Source organism: Caulobacter sp. 05L422 (assembly GCF_056397765.1).
On the sequence record NZ_JBFTOB010000036.1, the window covers coordinates 1 to 23,215 of the forward strand.

The 23,215-nt window shown below is 68.3% G+C and carries 17 protein-coding genes and 1 riboswitch; of the genes, 8 read left to right on the forward strand and 9 right to left on the reverse strand.

All coding sequences use genetic code 11. The features are described 5' to 3' along the window. Nucleotides 1-268: 268 nt before the first annotated feature. Nucleotides 269-348: riboswitch (ZMP/ZTP riboswitch) on the forward strand. A gap of 30 nt (nt 349-378) precedes the next feature. The 5 genes from purH (at nt 379) to AC1DMQ_RS24865 (ending at nt 5,324) form a co-directional block, all read left to right on the forward strand. Then, the gene (gene purH / locus AC1DMQ_RS24845; protein ID WP_477036210.1) at nt 379-1,968 is read left to right on the forward strand and encodes a bifunctional phosphoribosylaminoimidazolecarboxamide formyltransferase/IMP cyclohydrolase; all 1,590 of its coding nucleotides are present in this window, start codon (nt 379-381) and stop codon (nt 1,966-1,968) included. A 180-nt stretch (nt 1,969-2,148) separates the two neighbouring features. Continuing rightward, complete coding sequence (locus tag AC1DMQ_RS24850) at nt 2,149-3,645, forward strand: phosphomannomutase/phosphoglucomutase (RefSeq protein WP_477036211.1); 1,497 nt, start codon at nt 2,149-2,151, stop codon at nt 3,643-3,645. A gap of 12 nt (nt 3,646-3,657) precedes the next feature. Beyond that, on the forward strand, nt 3,658-4,425 hold the full coding sequence (locus tag AC1DMQ_RS24855; RefSeq protein ID WP_477036212.1) for a dienelactone hydrolase family protein: 768 nt from the start codon (nt 3,658-3,660) through the stop codon (nt 4,423-4,425). A gap of 87 nt (nt 4,426-4,512) precedes the next feature. Further along, the gene (locus AC1DMQ_RS24860; RefSeq protein WP_477036213.1) at nt 4,513-4,983 is read left to right on the forward strand and encodes a hypothetical protein; all 471 of its coding nucleotides are present in this window, start codon (nt 4,513-4,515) and stop codon (nt 4,981-4,983) included. Further along, complete coding sequence (locus AC1DMQ_RS24865) at nt 4,980-5,324, forward strand: hypothetical protein (protein ID WP_477036214.1); 345 nt, start codon at nt 4,980-4,982, stop codon at nt 5,322-5,324. The genes AC1DMQ_RS24860 and AC1DMQ_RS24865 overlap by 4 nt, the downstream gene beginning before the upstream one ends. On the opposite strand, the gene AC1DMQ_RS24870 is transcribed toward AC1DMQ_RS24865, so the two are convergent. The 4 genes from AC1DMQ_RS24870 to AC1DMQ_RS24885 form a co-directional block, all read right to left on the reverse strand. After that, complete coding sequence (locus tag AC1DMQ_RS24870; protein ID WP_477036215.1) at nt 5,325-6,545, reverse strand: DUF418 domain-containing protein; 1,221 nt, start codon at nt 6,543-6,545, stop codon at nt 5,325-5,327. It lies immediately after the preceding gene. Nucleotides 6,546-6,608: 63 nt separating this feature from the next. Beyond that, nucleotides 6,609-7,928 carry an MFS transporter gene (locus tag AC1DMQ_RS24875; protein ID WP_477036216.1) on the reverse strand — a complete coding sequence of 440 codons (1,320 nt, stop codon included), beginning with the start codon at nt 7,926-7,928 and terminating at the stop codon, nt 6,609-6,611. Between the two features lie 82 nt (nt 7,929-8,010). Continuing rightward, nucleotides 8,011-12,861 (reverse strand): NAD-glutamate dehydrogenase, encoded by a 4,851-nt coding sequence (locus tag AC1DMQ_RS24880; RefSeq protein ID WP_477036217.1) that lies wholly within the window; start codon nt 12,859-12,861, stop codon nt 8,011-8,013. A gap of 269 nt (nt 12,862-13,130) precedes the next feature. Then, nucleotides 13,131-14,276: an AI-2E family transporter gene (locus AC1DMQ_RS24885; RefSeq protein WP_477036218.1), complete on the reverse strand. Its 1,146-nt coding sequence runs from the start codon at nt 14,274-14,276 to the stop codon at nt 13,131-13,133. A 115-nt stretch (nt 14,277-14,391) separates the two neighbouring features. On the opposite strand from AC1DMQ_RS24885, the gene AC1DMQ_RS24890 reads away from it, so the two are divergent. Then, entirely contained in the window at nt 14,392-15,936 is a 1,545-nt protein-coding gene (locus AC1DMQ_RS24890; RefSeq protein WP_477036219.1) for a helicase HerA-like C-terminal domain-containing protein, read from the forward strand. Between the two features lie 6 nt (nt 15,937-15,942). Here AC1DMQ_RS24890 and AC1DMQ_RS24895 read toward each other — a convergent pair whose 3' ends face one another. The 4 genes from AC1DMQ_RS24895 to AC1DMQ_RS24910 form a co-directional block, all read right to left on the reverse strand. Next, entirely contained in the window at nt 15,943-18,357 is a 2,415-nt protein-coding gene (locus AC1DMQ_RS24895; protein WP_477036220.1) for an EAL domain-containing protein, read from the reverse strand. Between the two features lie 91 nt (nt 18,358-18,448). Further along, complete coding sequence (gene galE, locus AC1DMQ_RS24900) at nt 18,449-19,426, reverse strand: UDP-glucose 4-epimerase GalE (RefSeq protein ID WP_477036221.1); 978 nt, start codon at nt 19,424-19,426, stop codon at nt 18,449-18,451. Nucleotides 19,427-19,491: 65 nt separating this feature from the next. Beyond that, on the reverse strand, nt 19,492-20,103 hold the full coding sequence (locus AC1DMQ_RS24905) for a polysaccharide biosynthesis/export family protein (protein WP_477036222.1): 612 nt from the start codon (nt 20,101-20,103) through the stop codon (nt 19,492-19,494). 77 nt (nt 20,104-20,180) lie between these two features. Then, complete coding sequence (locus tag AC1DMQ_RS24910) at nt 20,181-20,969, reverse strand: metallophosphoesterase family protein (RefSeq protein WP_477036223.1); 789 nt, start codon at nt 20,967-20,969, stop codon at nt 20,181-20,183. Nucleotides 20,970-21,412: 443 nt separating this feature from the next. Between AC1DMQ_RS24910 and AC1DMQ_RS24915 the strand changes: the two genes are divergently transcribed. Further along, nucleotides 21,413-22,066 (forward strand): transglutaminase-like cysteine peptidase, encoded by a 654-nt coding sequence (locus AC1DMQ_RS24915; RefSeq protein ID WP_477036224.1) that lies wholly within the window; start codon nt 21,413-21,415, stop codon nt 22,064-22,066. Between the two features lie 145 nt (nt 22,067-22,211). On the opposite strand, the gene AC1DMQ_RS24920 is transcribed toward AC1DMQ_RS24915, so the two are convergent. Next, nucleotides 22,212-22,364, reverse strand: a complete 153-nt coding sequence (locus AC1DMQ_RS24920; protein ID WP_477036225.1) for a hypothetical protein — start codon at nt 22,362-22,364, stop codon at nt 22,212-22,214. Nucleotides 22,365-22,614: 250 nt separating this feature from the next. On the opposite strand from AC1DMQ_RS24920, the gene AC1DMQ_RS24925 reads away from it, so the two are divergent. After that, a complete protein-coding gene (locus AC1DMQ_RS24925) occupies nt 22,615-23,208 on the forward strand; it encodes a sugar transferase (RefSeq protein ID WP_477036226.1) in 594 nt (197 codons plus the stop codon). Nucleotides 23,209-23,215: the final 7 nt, after the last annotated feature.

The window sequence follows — 23,215 nt, forward strand, 5'->3', positions numbered from 1 at the left end:
AGATCTCCGGACGTCGTCCGGCGCTCCGCGACCCTTTCCATTCCCTCTCACAGCCGAAGGCGTGAGCTTGCAGCGCCGTGCCCGCCAATACTTGCCCCCACCTGGCGGCTTCGCCGCCTGTCCGCCCCCATAGGGGGCGGAGGACGCGCGCACGGCATCCTCTTCCCCCTGTGGGGGAAGAGGACCGCGAAGCGGTCCGTAGGGGGCAAGTGATCGCCGCGCCCGACGCGACCGCAATTGACTCCTCCCCCCGCCCCCGTATTTTCCGCGCCGTTCGCGTAACTGGCGCTAGTGATGGGGAACCATCGGGGAGCGCGGACCACATCGCCGCGCGCCTGGGCTCCTCGAAACCGTCTTCCACCAGACCTGGAGTCCGCCGTGCCCGCCGCCCCCGACTATCCGTCCGCCCCCGACCTCGTCGCCCCCAAGCGCGCCCTGCTGTCGGTCTCCGACAAGACCGGCCTGGTCGAGGCCGCCCAGATCCTGCACGCGGCCGGGGTCGAGCTGGTCTCGACCGGCGGCACCAAGGCGGCGATCGCGGCGGCCGGCATCCCGGTCAAGGACGTCTCGGACCTGACCCAGTTCCCCGAGATGATGGACGGCCGGGTCAAGACCCTGCACCCGATCGTGCACGGCGGCCTGCTGGGCGTTCGCGACGCGCCCGAGCACGCCAAGGCCATGGCCGACCACGGCATCGGCGCCATCGATATCCTGTACGTGAACCTCTATCCGTTCGAGGCCACGGTCGCGAAGGGCGGGTCCTACGCCGAGTGCGTCGAGAACATCGACATCGGCGGGCCTGCCATGATCCGCTCGGCGGCCAAGAACCACGGCTATGTCGCCGTCTGCACCGATCCGTCGGACCTGGCCGAGGTGCTGGAAGCCCTGAAGGCCGGCGGCACGACCCTGGCCCTGCGCCAGACCCTGGCGGCCCGCGCCTATGCCCGCACGGCGGCCTATGACGCGGCGATCTCGACCTGGTTCGCCGCCCAGCTGGGCCAGGACTTCCCGGCCCGCAAGTCGATCGCCGGCGAACTGCGTCAAGTGATGCGCTACGGCGAGAACCCGCACCAGAAGGCGGCCTTCTACGCCTTCCCGAACCCGCGCACCGGCGTGGCCACCGCCACCCAACTGCAGGGCAAGGAACTCAGCTACAATAACATCAACGACACCGACGCGGCCTTCGAGCTGATCGCCGAGTTCGATCCTTCGGCCGGTCCGGCCGTGGCGATCATCAAGCACGCCAATCCCTGCGGCGTGGCCGTGGGCGGCTCGCAACGCGAAGCCTATGAGCGCGCCCTGGCCTGCGACCCGACCAGCGCGTTTGGCGGCATCGTCGCGGTCAACACCCGCCTGACCCGCGAGGCGGCGCTGCAGATGGTCGAGATCTTCACCGAGGTGGTGATCGCCCCGGAAGCCGACGACGACGCCATCGCGGTGTTCGCCGCCAAGAAGAACCTGCGCCTGCTGGTGACCGGCGGCCTGCCCGACGCCCTGTCGACGGGCGACACCTTCAAGTCGGTGGCCGGCGGCTTCCTGGTGCAGTCCCGCGACGACGCCCGCATCAAGGCCTCGGACCTGAAGATCGTCACCAAACGTCAGCCCACGGACGAGGAAGTGCGCGACATGCTGTTCGCCTTCACCGTCGGCAAGCACGTCAAGTCCAACGCCATCGTCTACGCCCGCGCCGGCCAGACCCTGGGCGTCGGGGCCGGCCAGATGAACCGCAAGGACTCGGCCCGGATCGCGGCCCTGCGCGCCGCCGATTTCGGCCTGGACCTCAAGGGCTGCGCCTGCGCCTCCGAAGCCTTCTTCCCGTTCGCCGACGGCCTGATCCAGGCCGCGGAAGCCGGGGCGACGGCGATCATCCAGCCGGGCGGCTCGATGCGCGACCCCGAGGTGATCGAGGCGGCCGACAAGCTGGGCCTGGCGATGGCCTTCACCGGCGTGCGGGTGTTCCGACACTAATTGCCCGCCGGGCGGCCCGTCGTCCAAGATCTTGCGACCCATCACGGCGAGGCCGTGATGGGCACGGCCTGCCCAATTCGTGTCGATCCGCCGGCGCATATGACGGTGTCATACGAATGCGCTAGCCGACGCAGGCTCCGTTAGCTAGTGCTGGCGCGCAAATCCTTGAAGCGAGTTCAGATGTTCTCCAAGCCCCGCGCCGATCTCGTTCCCAATACCGCCGCCTACGAAAACGAACCCTTGGTCAAGGCCACGGGCTTCCGGGAATATGACGCGCGCTGGCTGTTCGGGCCCGACATCAACCTGCTGGGCGTCCAGGCCCTGGGCCTGGGCCTGGGCACCTACATCCAGGAACTGGGGCTGTCGAAGATCGTGGTCGGCCACGACTTCCGCTCCTATTCCAGCTCGATCAAGAACGCCCTGATCCTGGGCCTGATCAGCGCCGGCTGCGAGGTGCACGACATCGGCCTGGCCCTGTCGCCCACCGCCTATTTCGCCCAGTTCGACCTGGACATCCCCTGCGTGGCCATGGTCACCGCCAGCCACAACGAGAACGGCTGGACCGGCGTGAAGATGGGCGCCCAGAAGCCCCTGACCTTCGGTCCCGACGAGATGGGCCGCCTGAAGGCCATCGTGCTGGGCGGCGAGTTCGTCGAACGCGACGGCGGCAAGCTGATCCGGGTCGAGGGGGAGGCTGAACGCTTTATCGCCGACGTCGCCAAGCGCGCCCAGATCACCCGCCCGCTCAAGGTGATCGCAGCTTGCGGCAACGGCACGGCCGGCGCCTTCGCCGTCGACGCCCTGCAGCGCATGGGGGTCTCCGACGTGGTCGGCATGGATGTCGAGCTCGACTACACCTTCCCCAAGTACAATCCGAACCCGGAAGACGTGGAGATGCTGCACTCGATGGCCGCGGCCGTCCGTGAGCACGGCGCGGACCTCGCCTTCGGCTTCGACGGCGACGGCGACCGCTGCGGCGTGGTCGACGACGAGGGCGAGGAGATCTTCGCCGACAAGATCGGCCTGATGCTGGCTCGCGACCTGGCCCCGCTGAACCCCGGCGCGACCTTCGTGGTCGACGTCAAGTCGACCGGCCTCTACGCCACCGACCCGATCCTGGCCGCCCACGGCTGCAAGGTGATCTACTGGAAGACCGGCCACAGCTACATCAAGCGCAAGAGCGCCGAGCTGGGCGCCCTGGCCGGCTTCGAGAAGAGCGGCCACTTCTTCATGAACGGCGACCTGGGCTACGGCTACGACTGCGGCCTGACCGCGGCGGCCGCCATCCTGGCCATGCTGGACCGCAATCCGGGCGTGAAGCTGTCGGACATGCGCAAGGCCCTGCCCGTGGCCTTCACCTCGCTGACCATGAGCCCGCACTGCGGCGACGAAGTGAAGTACGGCGTCGTCGACGACGTGGTGAAGGAATACCAGGGCCTGTTCGCCGCCGGCGGTTCGATCCTGGGCCGCAAGATCACCGAGGTGATCACCGTCAACGGCGTGCGGGTGCACCTGGAGGACGGCTCGTGGGTGCTGGTCCGCGCCTCGTCCAACAAGCCCGAGATCGTCGTGGTGGTCGAAAGCACCCAATCGGCCGACGACATGCGCGCCCTGTTCCGCCAGGAAGTGAAGCCGCGCCTGGGCGACCGGGTCGGCAAGTACAACCAGGAAATCTGAGGCCGTAAGCCGATGCTCAGCGCTGACTGGGGAGCCAAGGTCGCCAACGCCTCGAAGGTCTTCAAGCCTTCGGGACCCGGCCCCTTCCCCGTGGCGCTGATCCTGCACGGCTGCGGCGGCAAGACGCCCTTCCTGGAGACCTACGCCCAGGTGGCCGTCCAGGCGGGTTGGGCGGCCGTGGTGGTCGACAGCTTCAAGCCGCGCGGCATGTCGACGATGGACGGCAAGCTGTTCGTCTGCACCGGCATGACACTGCAGGGCCTCAAGCGCTCGGGCGACATCTTCGCCATGCTGTCCTGGCTGGAAAGCCAGCCCTGGGCGGACTCCCAGCGCGTTTTCCTGGCCGGCTGGAGCCATGGCGGCTGGTCGATCATGGACGGCTATGCGATCGGCGTGAACGCCGCCCGCGCCACCGGGATCGCCGACGCCGATCCGCTGAAGCTGCGCACCCGCGTCAAGGGCGCCCTGCTGGTCTATCCGTACGCGGCCTATCCGTCCCTGACCTCCAGCCGGGGCTGGGGCGTCCAGGGATGGGCGGGACCCAAGGTGTTCTCGGTCGTCGGCGGCAAGGACCAGGTGGTCGGCTGGAAATATCCGCGCAACGCGCTGGACCGGTTGAGGCGCGACGGCCTGACGGTGGACACGGCCTTCTATCCGGACGCCACCCACGCCTTCGACGACGATCGCGCCAACGACCCGCGCGCCAAGTATCGTCCTGACCTCTTCAGCCAGACCCAGACCTATTTCGCCAAGGCACTGAACGTCGCGCGATCGCTCTGAGCTCATCCAAAGCGCGCATTATTCCCGCCAAGATTGTGGCTTGCCCGATTGTATGTCAGGCTCTTCCCATCCACCGGGAGGCCTTCCATGACGCTGGCGCCGATAGCGCGAGCCGCGCTCGTCCTGACCCTTTTGCTGCCGGCCCTGGCGCCCGTCGCCTGCGCGCCCGTGGCCCCGCCGCCCAATCCCGCCGCCCAGGTCAACGCCGCCAGCCTCAAGGCCCAGACCCTGTCGCTGCTGGACGTGTCCGGCGATCCCTACGCCGCTCACGCCGCCGAGGTCTCCGCCCTGACGGCCCGGATCGACGCCGCGGCCAGCGCGGCCGCCGCCGACCCGCTGAACACCTTCTCGGCCCGGCAATGGTCGGTGCTGCGCGATCCGAGCCGCGCGCTCTACGGCGGAACCATCGCGCTGTGGCAGAGCCAGGGTACGCTGAGCCCGGCCTTCCGCGACCAGAAGAAGGTCCAGATCGGACGGGCCTTCGACTACATCCTCTGCCTGGAGGCCAACAAGGGACGGGCCACCTCCTGTGGCGCGATGGTGGAGGGCGGCGCATGAGCCAGTTCGACGATTTCCTGGCCGCCGCGCGGGCCAATCTCACGGTGCTCGGCAAGGACAGCTTCGAAGGCTATTCCGCCGAGGTGAAGGCCATGGCCCAGGCCGCGCTCGACAAGGCGCGGGCCAACCTGCAGCTCTGGACGGGCCAGCTGGCCGCCGGACAGCTCAGCGAGGCTGAGTTCAAGAACCTGGTGCAGGGCGAGACCGACCTCACCGAGATCGCCGGCTACACCGCCGCCGGGATCAGCCAGGCCGAGGCCCAGCGCCTGCGCGACGCGGTGACCGTGTCGGTGATCAACACGGCGCTCGACACCTTCCTGAACTCCAGGCCGCCCAGCTGATCAGGCGGCGGCCGGCGACGTCTCGGGCGCGCGGCGCAGAGGCATCGGCCCGCGATAGGCCAACCGCCACAGCCACTCCAGCGGGCCCATGGTGAAGCGCGCCATCCACCAGCGCGACCACAGGATCTGCAGCAGCCAGATCACCACCACGGCGGCCGCCAGGAACGGCCGGTCCACCTTGCCGAACAGCCCTGGACCCCGGCCGCCGTACAGCAGCGTCGTCATCAGGATCGACTGGGTGAGGTAGTTGGTGAAGGCCATCTGCCCCACCGGGGCCAGGACCAACGGGATCGCCTTCCAGACCCTGGCCCGCGCCGCCATCACCATCAGGCCCACGTAGCCCAGGCTAGCGACGGGGGCGGTGGCGCTCTGCAGCCAGCGAGCCAAGGCGCGCGGCGCCCAGGGGTGGCTGGGCAGCATCATGTAGGCCGTCTCGGCCAGGCCGACGATCGCCAGAACGCCCAGGCCCGCGCCGATCAGGCCCTGATACACCCCGGTCGACGCCTTGCCGCTCAGAACGCCCAGCTTGTACAGGCCCATGCCGATCAGCATCAGCGACAGCACCAGCATCGGCCACGTCTGGGGCCATTGGGTGAAGGCGTCGAACACGAAGGCCCAGTAGTCCTTGGCGTTCTGGGCGAAGGACTGGGTGAAGCTTCCGGCGTACTGGACGCTGTCGGCCTGGACCCCCGCCAGGAACTTGGCCATCTCGGCCGGCGGCGGGTCGCCGCCGCCCTGGGCCGCGTGCTGCAGCAGCTTCCAGGCGCCCCAGGCGGAAAGCCCCAGGTGCAGGCCGATCCCCGCCTGCAGCAGGCGCTTGGCCGGCCACGAGCGGGCCCACATCGCCAGCAGACCAACCAGCGCATAGTCGTTGAGCACATCGCCCTGCCAGATGACCAGGCCATGGAACAGGCCGATCGCCAGCAGGCTGACCAGGCGCAGGATCAGGATCTTCCGCTTGTCGTTGTCCCCGCCTTCGCCGCCGACCAACAGGATCGAGGCGCCGAACAGCATGGCGAACATCGAATAGAACTTCTGCTGGAAGAACACCTGGGTGACCCACCAGACGGCCACCGAAGCGGGCGCCATGCCCAACGGCCACAGGGTCAGGCTAGTGGCCACCGAGTGCGGCTGGGCCGCGATCGGGATGTTGCACAGCAGGATGCCCAGCACCGCCAGACCCCGCAGCGAGTCCAGCAGAACAATACGATCCTTGACCATGTACGCCCCCGACACCAATCGGCGGCGATCCTGTACCGACTTGGCCCGCTCGACAACCCTGGGTTAGGCCGCGTCTGGCCCCTGGCGCGGCACGCGGGCCAGGATCACGGCGCCGGTGGCCAGGAACAGGGCCGAGACCGCGACGGCGATGCGCTGGTCGCCGACCAGCCGGGTGCCGACCGCGATGACCAGCGGCGCCATGAAGGCCGTGGCCTTGCCCGACAGAGCGTAGAGTCCGAACCACCGCCCGCTCTCGCCGGCCGGGGCCAGCTCGGCCATCCAGGCGCGCAAGGACGCTTGGGCGGGTCCAAAGGTCAGGCCCACGAACAGGGCGAAGCCCAGGAACACCCGCTCGGGCAGGCTGGCGAACAGGGGCCCGCCCGCGACCGGCGGAGCGACCTTGATCACGAAGGCCAGGCTGTCGCGGCCCACCAGCCCGACCCCGAACGCGCCGAACAGCACCACGCCGGCGGCGATCAGCACCGTGGCCTTCGAGCCCAGCTTCTGGTCCACCCGGCCGCCGATGAAGGTGCCGATCCCCGCGGCGACCGACAGGGCGATGGCGTAGAGGCCAAGCTGGGTCGTGGTCCAGCCGAACAGGCCGGCGGCCAGCACGCCGCCGAAGGCGATGAAGCTGGAAATGCCGTCGCCCAGCAGCATCCGGCCGATCAGGAAACGCAGCATCCACGGCTTGCGCCGCAGCGAACGGATGGTGCTCCACAGCTCGGCCAGCGGCTTCTGGCCGGCGATCTTGGGCGGCTGGGGCGCCATCACCATCAGCGGCCAGGAGAAGAGCAGGAACCAGACGGCCACCAGCGGCCCGACGATGCGGTCGGGCTCGTGCAGAGCCTTCGACAGACCCAGCATCGGCACGTCGGGCAGCGAGAAGCACAGCAGCACGACGAACAGGCTGATCAGCGCCCCGACATAGGCCAGGGCCCAGGCCGAGCCGGACAGCCGCCCCACCTGACCCGGCTTGGCCACCAGGGGCAGCAAGGCGTTCATCACCGACCCGCTGAGCTCGGCCGAAACCCCGGCCACCACCAGGCAGATCAGGATCGGCAGGATGCGGCCGGCGTCGCCGGGGGTCGCCAGCCAGAGGGCCCCGCTGGCCAGGACGAACGGCACGGCCAGGCCGACCAGCCAGATGCGGGGATTGCGCCGCGCGTCGACGCTGGCCCCGACCAGCGGGCTGAAGACGGCGATCAGCAGGCCCGAGACCGCGCCGGCATAGCCCAGCAGGGTCTGTCCCCGCGCCGCGTCGCCGACGAAGCCGGCCGCGAAATAGGGGGTGAAGATGAAGGTGGCGATCAACGCCCAATAGGGCTGCTGGGCCCACTCGTAGAGCGCCCACGCGCCCCGCTGCCGATCACCCTTGTCCATAAGCGCCCCCAACTGAAGCGTCGCTTATAAACGAAGCTTCTCCGGCTGGGGACACGCACATGTGCGTGTCCCCGATCAGGGTCTAGGCGGCGCTCGCCAACCCCCGCAGAGCCGCGTTGGCGATGGTCAGCTTGGCGAAGGTCCAGCCGCCGCCGGCCTGTTCGATGTCCTCGACCGTGCGCTTGGCGGCGCGGACGCCGTCGGTGCGCAGGGCGGCCCACGAATTGACCGCCGCCTTGGCCGAGGCCTCGTCGTCGCCGGCCTGGGCGTTGGCGGCGAACTTCAGCACCGTCTGGGTGATCGCGGTCTGCTCGCTGAGCATGTCCTCGATCAGACGGCGGACGGCCAGGCGCTCGAAGGCGTCGCCGCCGACGAACGAACCAGCCGCCGAGCGCAGCCGGTCGAAGCCGAACGCCGCGCCGACCTGGTGATAGAGGCGGGCCACGTTCTCGACCGACCAGCTGGAGGCGTTGCCCAGGTCGACCAGGTCGGCGGCCGTGGTCACCGGCTGCAGGGCCGCCACGGCCAGGGCCAGGGCCTCGGGCGCGCCGTCGGCGACATAGGCCTTGGCGCGCTTGGCCGCGACCTTCTGCTCGAACGGCGAGAGGATCACGGTCCCCAGGGCCGACAGCGCCTTGACCGAAGGCCCATAGGCCTCGACCAGCTGCCCGACGGTCGACTTGTCCTTGAACGCGCGCCGAGCCAGCCAGAAGGTCAGGCTGCGAAGGGCGTAGGCCAGGGCCTTGTACAGCGCCAGCTGGCCGCCGGCCGAAGCCTTGCCGTCCAGGGCCGAAACCTGGTCCCACAGGGCGTCGACGCCCAGGATCTCACGGGCGGCGGCGAAGGCGATGACCAGGGCCGTGGTGTCGCAACCGGCGGCGGCCCGCAGGCGGCTCGGAAAGGTCGGGCCGCACATGTTGATCATCTGGTTGTCGAGCACCGTGGCGATGATCTCGCGCTTCAGCCGGTGCTGCTGCATGGCGTCGGCGTATTTGCCGAGGGCCGGCGGGAAGTAGCCCTCCAGCGTCGCCTCGAACCACGGATCGTCCGGCGCCTGCGAGGCGACGATGTCGTCGAACAGGTCGATCTTGCCGTAGGCCAGCAACACGGCCAGTTCCGGTCGGGTCAGGCCCTTGCCGGCCTGGGCGCGGTCGGCCAAGGCGGCGCTTTCGGGCAGACCCTCGACCTTGCGGTCCAGCCGTCCCTTGGCTTCCAACGCCGCCATGAACTGGGCGTGGGACTCGACCTCCGACACCGCGTCGCTCTCCATCAGCGACAGGGCCAGGGTCTGGTCGTAGTTGTCGGCCAGCACGTGGCTGGCGACATCGTCGGTCATGGTCGGCAGAAGTTCGTTGCGCGCCTCGCGAGTCAGCTTCCGCGACCGCTCCAGGATCCCGGTCAGGATCTTGATGTTGACCTCGTGGTCGGAGCTGTCGACCCCGGCCGAGTTGTCGATGGCGTCGGTGTTGATGTGGCCGCCCGCACCTCCCGCGCCCATTTGCGCGAACTCGATCCGGCCCGCCTGGGTCAGGCCCAGGTTCGCCCCCTCGCCCACCACCTTGACCCGCAGGTCGGCGCCGTTGACGCGGATGGCGTCGTTGGCCTTGTCGCCCGCCTCGGCCTGGCTCTCTCCCTTGGCCTTCACATAGGTGCCGATGCCGCCGAGATAGAGCAGGTCGGCCTTCGACTTGAGGATCGCGGTCAGAAGCTCGGCCGGGGTCACCGTCTCGGTCTTGATCTCGAACAACGCCCGGACTTCCGGCGACAGCGGGATGGTCTTCAGCGACCGGGCGAACACCCCGCCGCCTTTGGAGATCAGGCTCTTGTCGTAGTCGTCCCAAGACGAGCGCGGCAGCTTGAACATCCGGTCGCGCTCGGCCCACGACGCGGCGGGATCGGGATCCGGGTCCAGGAAGATATGGCGATGGTCGAAGGCGGCCAGCAGCTTGGTCTGCTTGGACAGCAGCATGCCGTTGCCGAACACGTCGCCGCTCATGTCGCCCACGCCGACCACGGTGAAGGGCTCGGCCTGGATGTCCTTGCCCAGCTCGCGGAAGTGGCGCTTGACCGCTTCCCAAGCCCCGCGGGCGGTGATGCCCATGACCTTGTGGTCGTAGCCGACCGACCCGCCCGACGCGAAGGCGTCGCCCAGCCAGAAGCCGTAGTCCTCGGCCACGCCGTTGGCGATGTCCGAGAAGGTGGCCGTGCCCTTGTCGGCGGCGACCACCAGATAGGGGTCCTCGCCGTCATGGACGATGACCCCGGCCGGCGGGACGATCCTGTTGTCGGCGTCGATATTGTCGGTGATGTCCAGCAGGCCCGACAGGAAGGTCTTGTAGGCGCGGATCGCCTCGGCCTGGATGGCGTCGCGGTCGCCGCCGCGCGGCAGGTTCTTCGGATAGAAGCCGCCCTTGGAGCCGACCGGCACGATCACCGCGTTCTTGACCTGCTGGGCCTTCACCAGGCCCAGCACCTCGGTGCGGAAGTCGTCGCGGCGGTCGCTCCAGCGCAGCCCGCCCCGGGCCACCGGGCCGAAGCGCAGGTGCACGCCCTCGACCTGGGGGGCCGAGACATAGATCTCGCGATAGGGCTTGGGGGCCGGCAGGTCCTCCAGCTCGCGCGAGGCGATCTTGTAGCTGATGTAGGGCTTGGGCTCGCCGTCGGGACCGACCTGGAAGAAGTTGGTCCGCTGGATGGCCCCGATCAGGGCGGCGATGCGGCGCAGGACGCGGTCGGCGTCCAGGCTCTCGACCGCTTGCAGGGCCTCGTTGATGCTGGCTTCGACGGCCTTGGCCTGCTCCCGGCGCGCGGCCAGGTCGGCGTGCACCGCTGGATCGAACTTGATGCGGAACAGGTCGAGGATCAGGCGGGTGACGCCGGGGTTGTCCGACAGCGCCTGCTCCTGCACGCCCTGGCTGGGATCCAGGCCGGTCTGCTGGCGATAACGGGCCAGGGCGCGGACCAGGGCGGCCTCGCGCCAGCCGACGCCGAGCTCGAGCACCAGGCGATTGAAGCCGTCGCTTTCGGCGCGGCCGGTCCAGATGGCGACGAAGGCGGCCTCGAAGGCGGCCTTGATGTCGGCGAACGACAGGTGCTCGCCACGCTCGTCGCGCAGGGTGAACTCGTGGACCCAGACCTTGCCATGCGCGCCGTCCGCCGGCGTCAGCTTGAATCCATCCTCGATCAGGGCCTTCAACCCCATGTGCTCGAGGATCGGCAGCACGTCGGCCAGGGGCGCGGCGGCGCCGGGGCGATACAGCTTGAAGCGGAAGGTCAGCTTGTCGTCGTCGGCGTGGCGGAAGGCGCGGACCCGCACCTGCTCGTCGGCGGACAGGTCGTCGACCACGGCCAGGTCGGCCAGGGCCTCGGCGGCGTCGTACTGGTCGCGATAGCCGGGCGGGAAGGCGCCCTGCCACCGGGCCAGGGTCTGGGCCACCCGGCCGGGCGCGCCGCCGTCGCGGATGGCGGCCTCGAAGCGGTCTTCCCAGGTGCGGGCGGTCTCGGCGACGGCGGCTTCCAGCGCCTCCAGGTCCGGATCGCCGTGCTTGCCGGGCGTGACGCCCAGGACGTAGTGCACTCGGGCCAGGGGCGCGTCGGAAAAGCTGGGATAGTAGGCGCTGACCCGGCCTTCATAGGCGTCGGCCAGGATCTTGCCGGCCCGCTCGCGCACGCCGCTGTCGTAGCGCTCGCGCGGCACGAACATCAGCACCGAGATAAAGCGGTCGAACGGGTCGCGCCGGGCGAACAGCCGCACGCGCGGCCGGTCGTAGAGGTGCAGCACCCCCATGGCCATCGACAGCAGTTCGTCTTCCGAGATCTGGAACAGCTCGTCGCGCGGCCAGGTCTCCAGGATGTTGCGCAGCCGCTTGCCGCTGTGGCCCTCGGGATCCTTGCCGGCCTGGCTGAGCACATGCTCGACCTTGCGCCGGATCACCGGCACTTCGTGGGCGGGCGTCTCATAGGCCTCGGCGGTGAACAGGCCCACGAACCGGACCTCGCCGGACGGCTTGCCGTCGGTCCCGTACCGGCGCACCCCGACATAGTCCATGTAACCGCGGCGATGGACCTTGGACCGCAGGTTCGACTTGGCCACCACCAGGGGCGCGCCCAGCAGCAGGTGGTCGCGGACCTGGGGCGACAGGATCGCCGGCTCGCTGCCCCGCCGAAGCACGGTCAGGGTCTGGTCGCGCAGCACGCCCAGGCTGCCCTCGGGCTGATACAGCGGCTCCTCGGCCGCGTAGCCGCCGTCCGGGGTGCGGGGATATTCGTAGACCCGGGCGCCCAGGAACACGAAGCGGTCGCCTTCCAGCCAGTCGAGGAAGGCCAGACCTTCGTCGCGCTCGCCCTGGGGGATGGGGGCCTTGGAGGCGCGCAGCTCCTCGATGGTGCGATGGATCAGGGCCTTCATGGCGTCGAAGTCGTCGACCGCGACCTGGACGTCGGCCAGGGCGTCGCGCACGGCGCTGATCAGGGCGGCCTCGCGGTCCTCGCCCACGGGAGCCAGATAGACCTGGATCATCGAGCGGCGACCCGTCGGCGTGTCGATCACCGGGTGGAACATGGCCCGCACCGAAAAGCCCTGCTCGGCGATGGCGCCCATGATGCTGTCGACCAGGAACGGGCGGTCAGGCTGGACGATCTCCAGCAGGTCGCTCTTCAGGTCGGTCCCGTCGGCGCGGACGGCCGAGCGGACACGTATGGAAAGAGGGTCGGAAGCGCCTTCGCCGAAACGCCAGAAATCGACCAGGGCGTGGGCGATGTCGTCGGAAGCGAAGCCCGGCAGCTCCTCGGCCGACCAGTCTTCCTGGACCTGGGCGGCGAACTGGGCCTGGGGCGCGGTCAGCGTCTCCTGCCCCAGGGCCGCGCCGAAGGTCGAAATCAAACCGTCCGGTTGAGCGGCGGTCGCCTTGGGGTCAAATTTTACACCGACCATGGGATTTCCTCGCGAATTTTTGGCGACAACCTAGCCTTTTCAGGCTCGGTTTCAACCGTAGCCAGGGAAAAGCGCAGAATATCTTACCAAGAAGATCCCACCGGTCGCCGGACACGGAAGCGCCGCCGGTTGGGGGGAACCGGCGGCGCGGGCCCGCCGGGGGGCGACGGGCGATTCCGCGTCGGACGCTCCAGAAAATCGGTCTGCGTCGCGCGGGGTCGGCATGGGGGGCTGCCGACCGGATTTAGATAGGAAGGCCATTTGGGAATTTAAGTCCCCTTGGCCGACTTCTGTTGCGAAGACGGCGTGGATCCCGCCTTTTTGTCCGGCGGAGCCTTGACGGGGGCGCCAGGCGGCTTGCGATCCAGGCCCGCGCCACTGGGGTCGCCGTCTTCCGACAGCAGGATGGCGATCCAGCGCGTGCCGTCGAACTGGGCCAGGATCAGCATCGCCGCCACGGTCAGCGGCGTGGACAGGAACATGCCGGTGACGCCCCACAGGGCGCCCCAGACGGCCAGGGACAGCAGCACGACGGTGGGGTCCATGTTCAGGGTGTCGCCCTGCATGCGCGGCAGGATCACGTTGCCCACCACGAAGAAGATCAGCTCCAGGGCGCCGAACAGGATCAGGGCCGGCCAGAAGCTGTCGGGGAACTGCACCAGGGCGAACAGCGGCGGCAGGATGCAGCCGACCGCCCCGCCCAGGATCGGGATATAGGCGGCCACGAAGATCAGGAAGGCCCAGAACAGGGCGTTGTCCAGGCGCAGCAGCATCATCACCACCCAGGCGGCGGCGGCGATCATCAGTCCGGTGACGGTCTGGATCCACAGGTACTGCTCCACGCCGTTGCGGATGCGCTGGAACAGCTGCATCGCGCCGTCCCGCTCGGCACGGTGCGGATAGAGCGCGACGATCTTGCGACTGAAGCCCCGCCGCGAGGCGATGATGAAGCCCAGATAGATCAGCACCAGGATGGCGTTGGAGGCGAAGTTCTGCAGGCTCTGGGCGGCCGCCCCGGCGTATTTGCTGGGATCGAGCTGGTCGATCAGATCGCCGATCGTCGGCGCCACCTTGATGCCGACCAGCGAGGCGACCTTGGCGATCACCTCGTTCAGGCGAGGCGCGTAGTCGCGCATCTGCCCCACGAAGCTGGCGCCGTTCGCGGTCACCACCCAGACGGCGGCCGCGAACATGGCGATCGACAGGATGATGGCGGCCGGCAGGGCCAGGGCCTTGGGAAAGCGCGGCACCCGCATGAGCAGCACGCGGGCGAAGCTGTCGATCATCACGGCCAGGAAGACCGCCATGGCCAGAGGCGTGAGAATGCCGCGCATCCAGTACAGGGCCGCGGCGCCGGCGACGACCGCCAGGAACACCAGGGCGTTGCGACCGGTGATCGAGGGGGAAATGGACATCGGCGGAATCTCTTTCTCGAGCGTCTGTATAAGACTGACGCCACATTGCGCGAGGCGATTGGCGCGGCGCAAGGCCGAGGCTAGGCTTAAGCCCTCAATGTGAAGGACGTTGCGTATGACCCTGGCGATCGGCGAAGGCGAAATCCTCATCGGGCTCAGCCAGGGAGGACCGGCCGATGGGCCGGTGACCCAGCGCCTGGACCGCTCCAACCGCCACGGCGTGGTGGCCGGCGCGACCGGCACCGGCAAGACGGTCACCCTGCAGGTCATGGCCCAGGCCTTCTCGGACGCCGGCGTCCCGGTGTTCGCCGCCGACGTTAAGGGCGACCTGTCGGGCATCGCCGCGATCGGCGCGCCCAACGCCAAGATGCTGGACCGCGCCGCCTCCATGGGTCTGACACTGACGCCGGCCGCGCCGCCCGTGGTGTTCTGGGACCTGTTCGGCCAGAAGGGCCACCCGATCCGCACCACCATCTCCGAGATGGGCCCCGTGCTGCTGTCGCGGCTGCTCGAGCTCAACGACGTCCAGGAAGGCGTGCTGACCGTGGTCTTCCACGTCGCCGACCAGGACGGCCTGCTGCTGCTGGACCTGAAAGACCTGCAGGCGGCCCTGAAATACGTCGCCGACCATGCCGCCGAGATCGGCACTCAATACGGCAACGTCTCGCCGGCCACGGTGGGCGCGATCCAGCGCAAGCTGCTGACCCTGCAGAGCCAGGGGGCCGAAAACTTCTTCGGCGAGCCGGCCCTGAAGCTGGCCGACATCATGCGCACCGACGTCGCCGGTCGCGGCTACGTCAACCTGCTGGCGGCCGACAAGCTGATCCAGTCGCCCAAGCTCTATTCGACCTTCCTGCTGTGGCTGCTGTCGGAGCTGTTCGAGGAGCTGCCCGAGGTGGGCGATCCCGACCAGCCCAAGCTGGTGTTCTTCTTCGACGAGGCCCACCTGCTGTTCAACGACGCACCCAAACCGTTGCTGGAGAAGATCGAGCAGGTCGTGCGGCTGATCCGCTCCAAGGGCGTGGGCATCTATTTCGTCACCCAGAACCCGGCCGATATTCCCGACGCCGTGCTGGGCCAGCTGGGCGCGCGGGTGCAGCACGCGCTGCGCGCCTACACCCCGGCCGACCAGAAGGGCCTGAAAGCCGCCGCCCAGTCGTTCCGCGAGAACCCGGCCTTCGACACCGCCGAAACCATCCAGGCCCTGGGGGTCGGCGAAGCGCTGATCTCGACCCTGGACGTCAAGGGCGCGCCCTGCGTCGTCCAGAAGACGCTGATCCGTCCGCCGGCCTCGCGCCTGGGTCCGCTGACGCCGGAAGAACGCGCCGCCCTGATCGCCAAGAGCCCGGTCGCCGGCCTCTATGACACCACGCTGGATCGCGCCTCGGCCTACGAGACCCTGCAGGGCCGCGCCGTCCAGGCCCAGCAGCAGGCGGACACGGCCGCCGCCCAGGCCGAGGCCGAACGCCAGCGGGCCGCGGCGGAAAAGGTCAGGGACCGGGAAGAGGCCCGCGAAACCCGCGCCGCGCCCCGTGCGCGGGCGTCCAACCGCCAGTCGATGGCCGAGGCGTTCGCCGTGTCGCTGATCCGCACCGTCGCCAATCAGGCCGGCCGCGAGATCATGCGCGGCCTGATGGGCAGCATGTCGCGGCGGCGGTAGAGGCCTCTAGGCGGCCTTGCCGCGCCGCGGCTTCTTGGCGGCCGGCTTGTAGGCCGAGGTCGCGCTGGCCAGGGTCCAGGCGTCAAGCGCGTCGACGGGCGACGGCCGGCCGATCGCATAGCCCTGTAGCTCGGCGCAGTTCTCGCCGCGCAGGAAGTCGATCTGTTCCTGGGTCTCGACGCCCTCGGCCACGCACGGGATCTCCAGGCTGCGGCCCAGGCCCAGCACGGCGCGGACGATCACCGTCGCGCGGTCGTGGCGGTGGATGTTCTCCACGAAGCTCTTGTCGATCTTGATTTTGTCGAACGGGAACGACTGCAGGGTCGACAGCGACGAGAAGCCGGTGCCGAAGTCGTCCATGGCGATGCGAACGCCCAGGGCCTTCAGCCGGCGCAGGTTGTCCAGCGCGCGCTGATAGTCCTTGAACAGGGCGCTTTCGGTGATCTCCAGCTCCAGCCGCTTGGGCGACAGGCCGGTCTGCACCAGCACCTCGTGGACCAGGGTCGGCAGGTTGGGCTGGTTCAGCTGCAGCGGCGACAGGTTGACCGCGATGCGCAGCGGACGCTCCCAGGTGACGGCGTCGGCGCAGGCGCGGCGCAGGACCCATTCGCCCAGTTGGGCGATCAGGCCGTTCTCCTCGGCGACCGGAATGAATTCCAGCGGCGGGACCATGCCGCGCACCGGATGGTTCCAGCGCACCAGGGCCTCGAAGCCGCAGACCTCGCCGTCGGACGCCTTGGCCAGTGGTTGGTAGTAGACGATCAGCTCTTCGTCGGCGATCGCCTGACGCAGTTCGCGGGCCATGGTCCGGCGCTCGCGGATCGACTCGTCCATCTCGCGCTTGAAGAAGCGGTAGGCGCCGCGACCGCTTTCCTTGGCGCGGTAGAGCGCCATGTCGGCGTTGGCCAGCAGGGCCTCGGCGGTGCGGCCGTCGTCGGGGAACAGCGACACGCCCAGGCTGGCGCCCATGGCCAGTTCCTGGCCTTCGTGGGTCGCCGGGACGGCCAGGGTTTCCAGCAGTCGGCCCGCCAGCTCGGCGGCGGCGGCGGGCTGGTCGCCGGCCGCGACCTGGACGACGATGAACTCGTCGCCGCCGAGACGGGCGGCGAACGACGGCGCGGTCAGGCTGTCCTGCAACCGACGCGCGGTCTCGACCAGCAGGGCGTCGCCCGCCAGGTGACCGTGCAGGTCGTTGGCTTCCTTGAAGTGGTCCAGGTCGATGCAGATCAGCGACAGGCTCTCGCCCGAGGCCTCGACGCGGTCCAGGGCCGCGGCCAGCTTGGCCTGCAGCGAATTGCGGTTGGGCAGGCCGGTCAGGCCGTCGTGTTCGGCCAGGTAGCGGATCTTCTCCTCGGCCGAGCGGCGCTCGCGCAGATCGCGGACGGCCAGCACGGTCAGGCCCGAGGTCTCCTGCCGCGCGCCGTCGTCCATCAGGCGCGAGAACACCTCGACCGGGATCGCGCGTGCGCCGTCGGCGGGCTGCAGCACGCCTTCGCGACGCACGCCCTCACGGGTAGGCGCGTCGGTGTCGAAGGTCAGCAGGTTGGACAGAGGCGTCCGCAGCAGGCCGTCCAGCTCGACGCCGGCCAGTTCGCAGAACGCGGCGTTGGCGTCGTTGATCCGGCCGTCCTGGACCACGACGATGCCTTCGTAGGCGGCGTTGGCCAGGCGGCGGATACGGTCCAGGGCCGAGCGGCTGGTCGAGGACTCGATCGCCACCGCGCCCAGGCCGCCCAGGATGATCATGCCGGTGATCGAGGTCACGGCCAGGGTCAGGATCGCGCCCGACAGCATCTGGTCGGGCACGTTGATCGACGGATCGGGGACGATGGTGATCGCGCCCATGCCGATGAAGTGCAGCGCGCAGACGCCGACGGCGAGAACGGCGCCGCCGCCCGCCTGCGCGAGCATGGTGCGAGCCCGCCCCGCGAACTGAAGGGCGCCCGCCGCGCCGATGACGCCGGCCAGCACGGACAGGGCGATCATCGCCTGCTCCCACTGGACGAAGCCCTGGGTCACGAAGGCGGACATGCCGGTATAGTGCATGGCGGCGATGCCCATGCCGAGGATCAGGCCGCCCGCGAAATCGTTGGTGCGCGTGCGCTGGGCCGAGGCCACGGCGAAGCCGCCGGCCATGAACAGCACCGCGATCATCAGCGACAGCAGGGTGCCGGAGGGGCTGTAGCCGGTCTTCAGGCCGGGGCTGTAGGCGACCATGGCGATGAAGTGGGTGGCCCACACGCCCGAGCCGGACACCAGGCCCGTCAGCAGCAGCCACGCGGCGCGAACAACGCCCTTGGCCCCGCGCATGCGCGAATAGAGGCGGAACGCCGTGAAGCACGCGGCGAAGCAGATCAGTCCGGCGACCACGACCAAACGCAGGTCATGCTCTGTCGTCAGGCAGGTCAAAACCTTCAGCACGCGCAGGTCCCCCAGGGAATTCGTCCTATGAATACCGGGGAAGATGCAAAAAAAGCGTTGCGCCGGAAAACGCGCCGCCGAACGGGGCTTTTTACAGTCCCGCCCGCGCCGCGTGCCAGCGCCAGGCGCTGCCGAGAATGGCGTCCAGGTCTCGGCTGGGCGACCAGCCCAGCACCCGCTTGGCCAAGCCGTTCTCGGCGACCAGCACCGGGGCGTCGCCCTGACGGCGCGCGGCCTCGACCACCGGCAACGGCCGGCCGGACACGCGCTTGACGCCCTCGATCAGTTCACGAACCGTCGTGCCGTGGCCCGTGCCGAGGTTGAAGCTCCCCGTCTCGCCGCCGGCCAGCAGGTAGCGCAGCGCCAGGACATGGGCGTCGGCCAGGTCGAGCACGTGCACATAGTCACGCACCGCGGTGCCGTCGCGGGTGTCGTAGTCGTCGCCGAAGATCGTGAAATGCTCCCGCCGCCCCAGGGCCACGTCGATGGCCAGGGGGATGGCGTGGGTCTCGGGCTCGTGCCACTCGCCGATACGGCCTTCGGGATCGGCGCCGGCCGCGTTGAAGTAGCGCAAGGCCACGCTGCGGAAGCCGACATAGCGGGCGTAGTCGGCCAGGGCCTGCTCGACCATCAGCTTGCTGCGGCCATAGGGGTTGAGCGGGGCCTGAGGATGGTCTTCCGCCATCGGCAGGCGCACCGGATCGCCGAAGGTGGCGCAGGTCGAGGAGAAGACCAGCGCCTCCACGCCCGCCCTGCGCGTCGCCTCGATCAGGGAAATAGCCCCGCCGACATTGTTGTCGAAGAACTTGCCGGGGTTCTTGACCGACTCGCCGACCTCGATGCTGGCGGCGAAGTGCAGGACGGCGACCGGCTTGTGGGCGGCGAACACCGCGTCCAGCCGCGCGCCGTCGCGGATGTCGCCGACCTCAAGCGGGCCCCACTGGACATGCTCGCGGTGACCGTTGGACAGGTCGTCGAACACGACGGGTTGGAAACCCTCCTGCGCCAGGCGCAGGCAGGTATGCGATCCGACGTAGCCCGCGCCGCCGGCGACCAGAACTGATTTCACCACCACGCCCCCGGGTTCATGAAAGGCCGCCCCCGGCTCGACGACCGCGGACGATGCGCTGGACGCTAGAAGAACCGCTCGCCGATACGGATCGTGTCGCCCGGCGCGGCGGTCGTGCTGGGATCCAGCGGATACTTGCGTTCCTCGGACTCGCCGTTGCGCTTGATGAAGACCTTGCCCTTGTCGGCGCGGTAGGTGAATCCGCCGGCCGTGGCGACGGCGTTGAGCACCGTCAGTCCCGAAATGTAGGGATAGGTGCCGGGCTTGGAGACCTCTCCCAGAATATAGTAGGGCCGGAAGTTCAGCACCTCGGCGCTGACGCGCGGCTCCTTCAGGTAGCCGTCGCTCAACGAGTTCTGCACGGCCTCCTGAAACTGTCGAACGGTCAGGCCCGAGGCCTTGACCTCACCGATCAGCGGCAGGGAGACCATTCCGCTGCCCGTGACGAAGAACTCGCCCGACAGGGAGGTCTCGCCATAGACCGTGACCCGGACCTTGTCGCCCGAACCCAGTTGATAGTCCGGCTCGACGGCGGCGACCGGCGGCGACCCGGGGGCGACGGCGGCGGCCGGCGGCGCGGTCTGGACCTGGGCGATGGAGGGCGCCGCGCCGAAGGTAACAGCGGCGATAGCCAACAGGGCCATCGCTGAAAGGTGGATGCGTCGCACGACGGGCATCGATGACATCTCAAAAAAGCGTTCGTCCCTGTTCACGCGTCATGGCACGCGGACAATGCAGCGACAAGCTCTCACACCTAGGTTCTGTGAGACTTTCGAGCTTGAAGGATCACCGGTGAACCTTCCGTAAGACGAACGGCCGTCAACACGCCCGTCGCATAGGCGCCTGTGTCGACATTAATACGCGAGGGACCAATGAACGGCTCTTCGTCGGGCGTATGCCCATGGACGACAACGTAATCCAGGCGGTGGGGTTGCGACAGGAAGTCACCCCGGATCCACATCAAGTCTTCCGGATTCTGACGGTCCAGCGGCACGCCTGGGCGAACGCCGGCGTGGACGAACAGATAGTCGCCATAGACCGCCGAGAGTTCCAGGCCGCGCAGGAAGGCCAGGTGCTCCGACGGAAGGTTCCGTTGCAGCGCCACCTGGACCTCATGCCAGACCTCGGGCTCGGCGCGGGAAGCCGGCCTATTGACGCCGTAGGAGGTCAGGGTCTCGCCGCCGCCGAACTCGACCCAGGCCGGTCCGGCCTCGGGGTTCTCCAGGAACGACAGCATCGTCTGCTCGTGATTGCCCATCAGGGTGCGGACCTGGAAGCCGTCGCGCGCCGCCATCGCGCCGAGCTCGATCAGCCGGTCGATCACCCCCTTCGACATCGGGCCGCGATCGACATAGTCGCCCACGAAGACCAGCACCGGCTGGTCGCCGCGCTTCAGGGCGTGGAAATCGCGGACGATGATCTCCAGCAACTGGTCCAGCAGCTCGAGCTGACCATGAACGTCGCCGATCGCATAGACGGCCGGGCCGCCCGTCGAGACCGCGCGGGCGGCTTTAGCCCGTGGTCGAAAAAGTCTGAACACCATCACCTGACCATCGCGCCGGAGGGCGCTGGATTGACGCGGGCAACCTGCCCCAAACGCGCCCCGCCTTCAACTCGCGAACCCATTCGTTACCGATAAATAAACCACACCATTAAAGGTGCAATTTACACCCCAATTACTTGTCATTAATATTAATATCCAAATAACTATGCTGATTGACCGTTAAACTACTAAGTTATTTGAGCTGATATTTAGGCCTGAAGAGCAATTTAGTCTCGAATTAATTGTCGAGACTGGCCATGAATATCCGCTCCATACTTCTTAAATGCAGCAGCGCCGTGGTTTTTCTTTCGCTGACCACGGCGGCGCATGCGGAACGACTGGCGTTCATGCCTTTGGGCGAGAGCGCGGCCCCGCCGCCCGGCTTCGTCGATCTTTGCCAACGGGACGAAAGCGCCTGTGGAAGCGGCGCCGCGGCGCCCGCGATGACGCTCGCGGCCTCGACCAGCTTTCTGACCACCTCGTCCATCGACGGCGCGCCGTCGGTCGCCCAGTTCGCGGTCGACGCGGCCGACAGCGGCCCCGCCCTGCTTCAGGTCGAACAGCTGCAGGCCTTCACCCCGACCATCGACCTCACCTTCATGCCCGCCGGCGTGCTGGAGAGCGCGGACCGCCAGACGGCGGAAGCTGTCGCGCCCGTGGCCCCGGCCGAAGCGACCGCGCCGAGCCAACCGCCCAAGCCCGCCTTCCTGGACAAGTCGCAGATGAAGCTGGTCAACACGCTCAACCGCGACGTCAATCGCGAGGTCCAGAAGGCCAATGACTTCGACCTCTACGGCCTGCTGGAGTTCTGGTCGCTGCCGCGCGTGATCGACGGCAAGATGTATGGCGATTGCGAGGACTACGCCCTGGAGAAGCGGCGCCGGCTGCTCGCGGCGGGCGTCCCGGCCGAGGCCATGTCGATGGCGGTCGCCGTCACGGCGCGCGGCGAGAGCCACGCTGTCCTGCTGGTCCGCTTCGAATCCGGCGACTGGGTCCTGGACAACCTGACCCCCTGGGCCACCCCTTGGGGCGACCTGAACTATCGCTGGATCGAGCGCCAGGCGCCCGGCTCGCTGGAGTGGAAGAAGGTCGCCTGAGGCGACGGCCTAGGCGTCGACGGCGGCGATCCCAGGATCGCCGCCTCACCTCACGGCCTCACCGCACTAGCGCTGGAGACCGGCCCGAACGAAAACGCCCCGCGGAGCACCGCGGGGCGTTTTCGCATAGAGATGGATCGCGTTCTCAGATGAAATAGCGAATGGCGGCGATCAGCCAGATCCACAGACCCGCGGAGGCCAGAGCCGCCAGGCCAAGGCCAACGGCGCGCGGCCAACGGCGCGTGACGCGCGGTTGGGCGACGTTCAAACCGACGAAAGGCGTCTGGGCGGGGATCATGGACATGGCGGTCTCCTTGCCATGAACACTAACGGGTCAGCCCTAAACGTCATTTAACGGACAAGGTTTAGGCAACTTAACGATTATCTATGGTTAGCGATTGGTTTATTGGCGACGCGGCAATTCCCTTGCGCTAAAAGCTGCGTGACGATCTCGGATGAGGTTCCGCGATGAGTAGGGGAGCAGTGCGGTGAACGGGGGAGCGAACACTGAAGTGCTGAAACACGACACTGCGGAATTTATTTCTCCAGTGGCGGCGGATCCCATCAAGCGCGTTTGCGACATTTTGGCGTCAGCTCTGCTATTGGTTTTCTTCGCGCCGGTGCTCTTGCTGGCCGCGCTGCTTATCAAACTGGAATCGCCGGGCCCGGCGCTGTTTCGGCAAACCCGAGGCGGCCTGAACGGGCGCACGTTCACGATCTTCAAGCTGCGCTCGATGCGCGTCGAGGAGAACGGCGACAAGGTCGTTCAGGCCCAGCGCAGCGACGATCGCGTGACCAACATCGGCCGCCTGATCCGCGCCAGCAGCGTCGATGAGCTTCCCCAGCTGATCAATGTGCTGCGGGGCGACATGTCCCTGATCGGGCCCCGTCCTCACGCCCAGGCGCACGACACCTATTACGGCGCCCTGATCCCGACCTATCACCTGCGCTTCCAGGCCCGACCGGGCCTGACGGGCCTGGCCCAGATCAGCGGCCTGCGCGGCGGCACCACCGACGTCGAGGAGATGGTCGCCCGCGTGAAGGCCGATGTCGCCTATATCGACAACTGGTCGCTGATGTCGGACCTGCGGATCGCCCTGCTCACCGTCCCCCACCTGCTGCTCGCCAAGAACGCCTACTGAGGCTTGG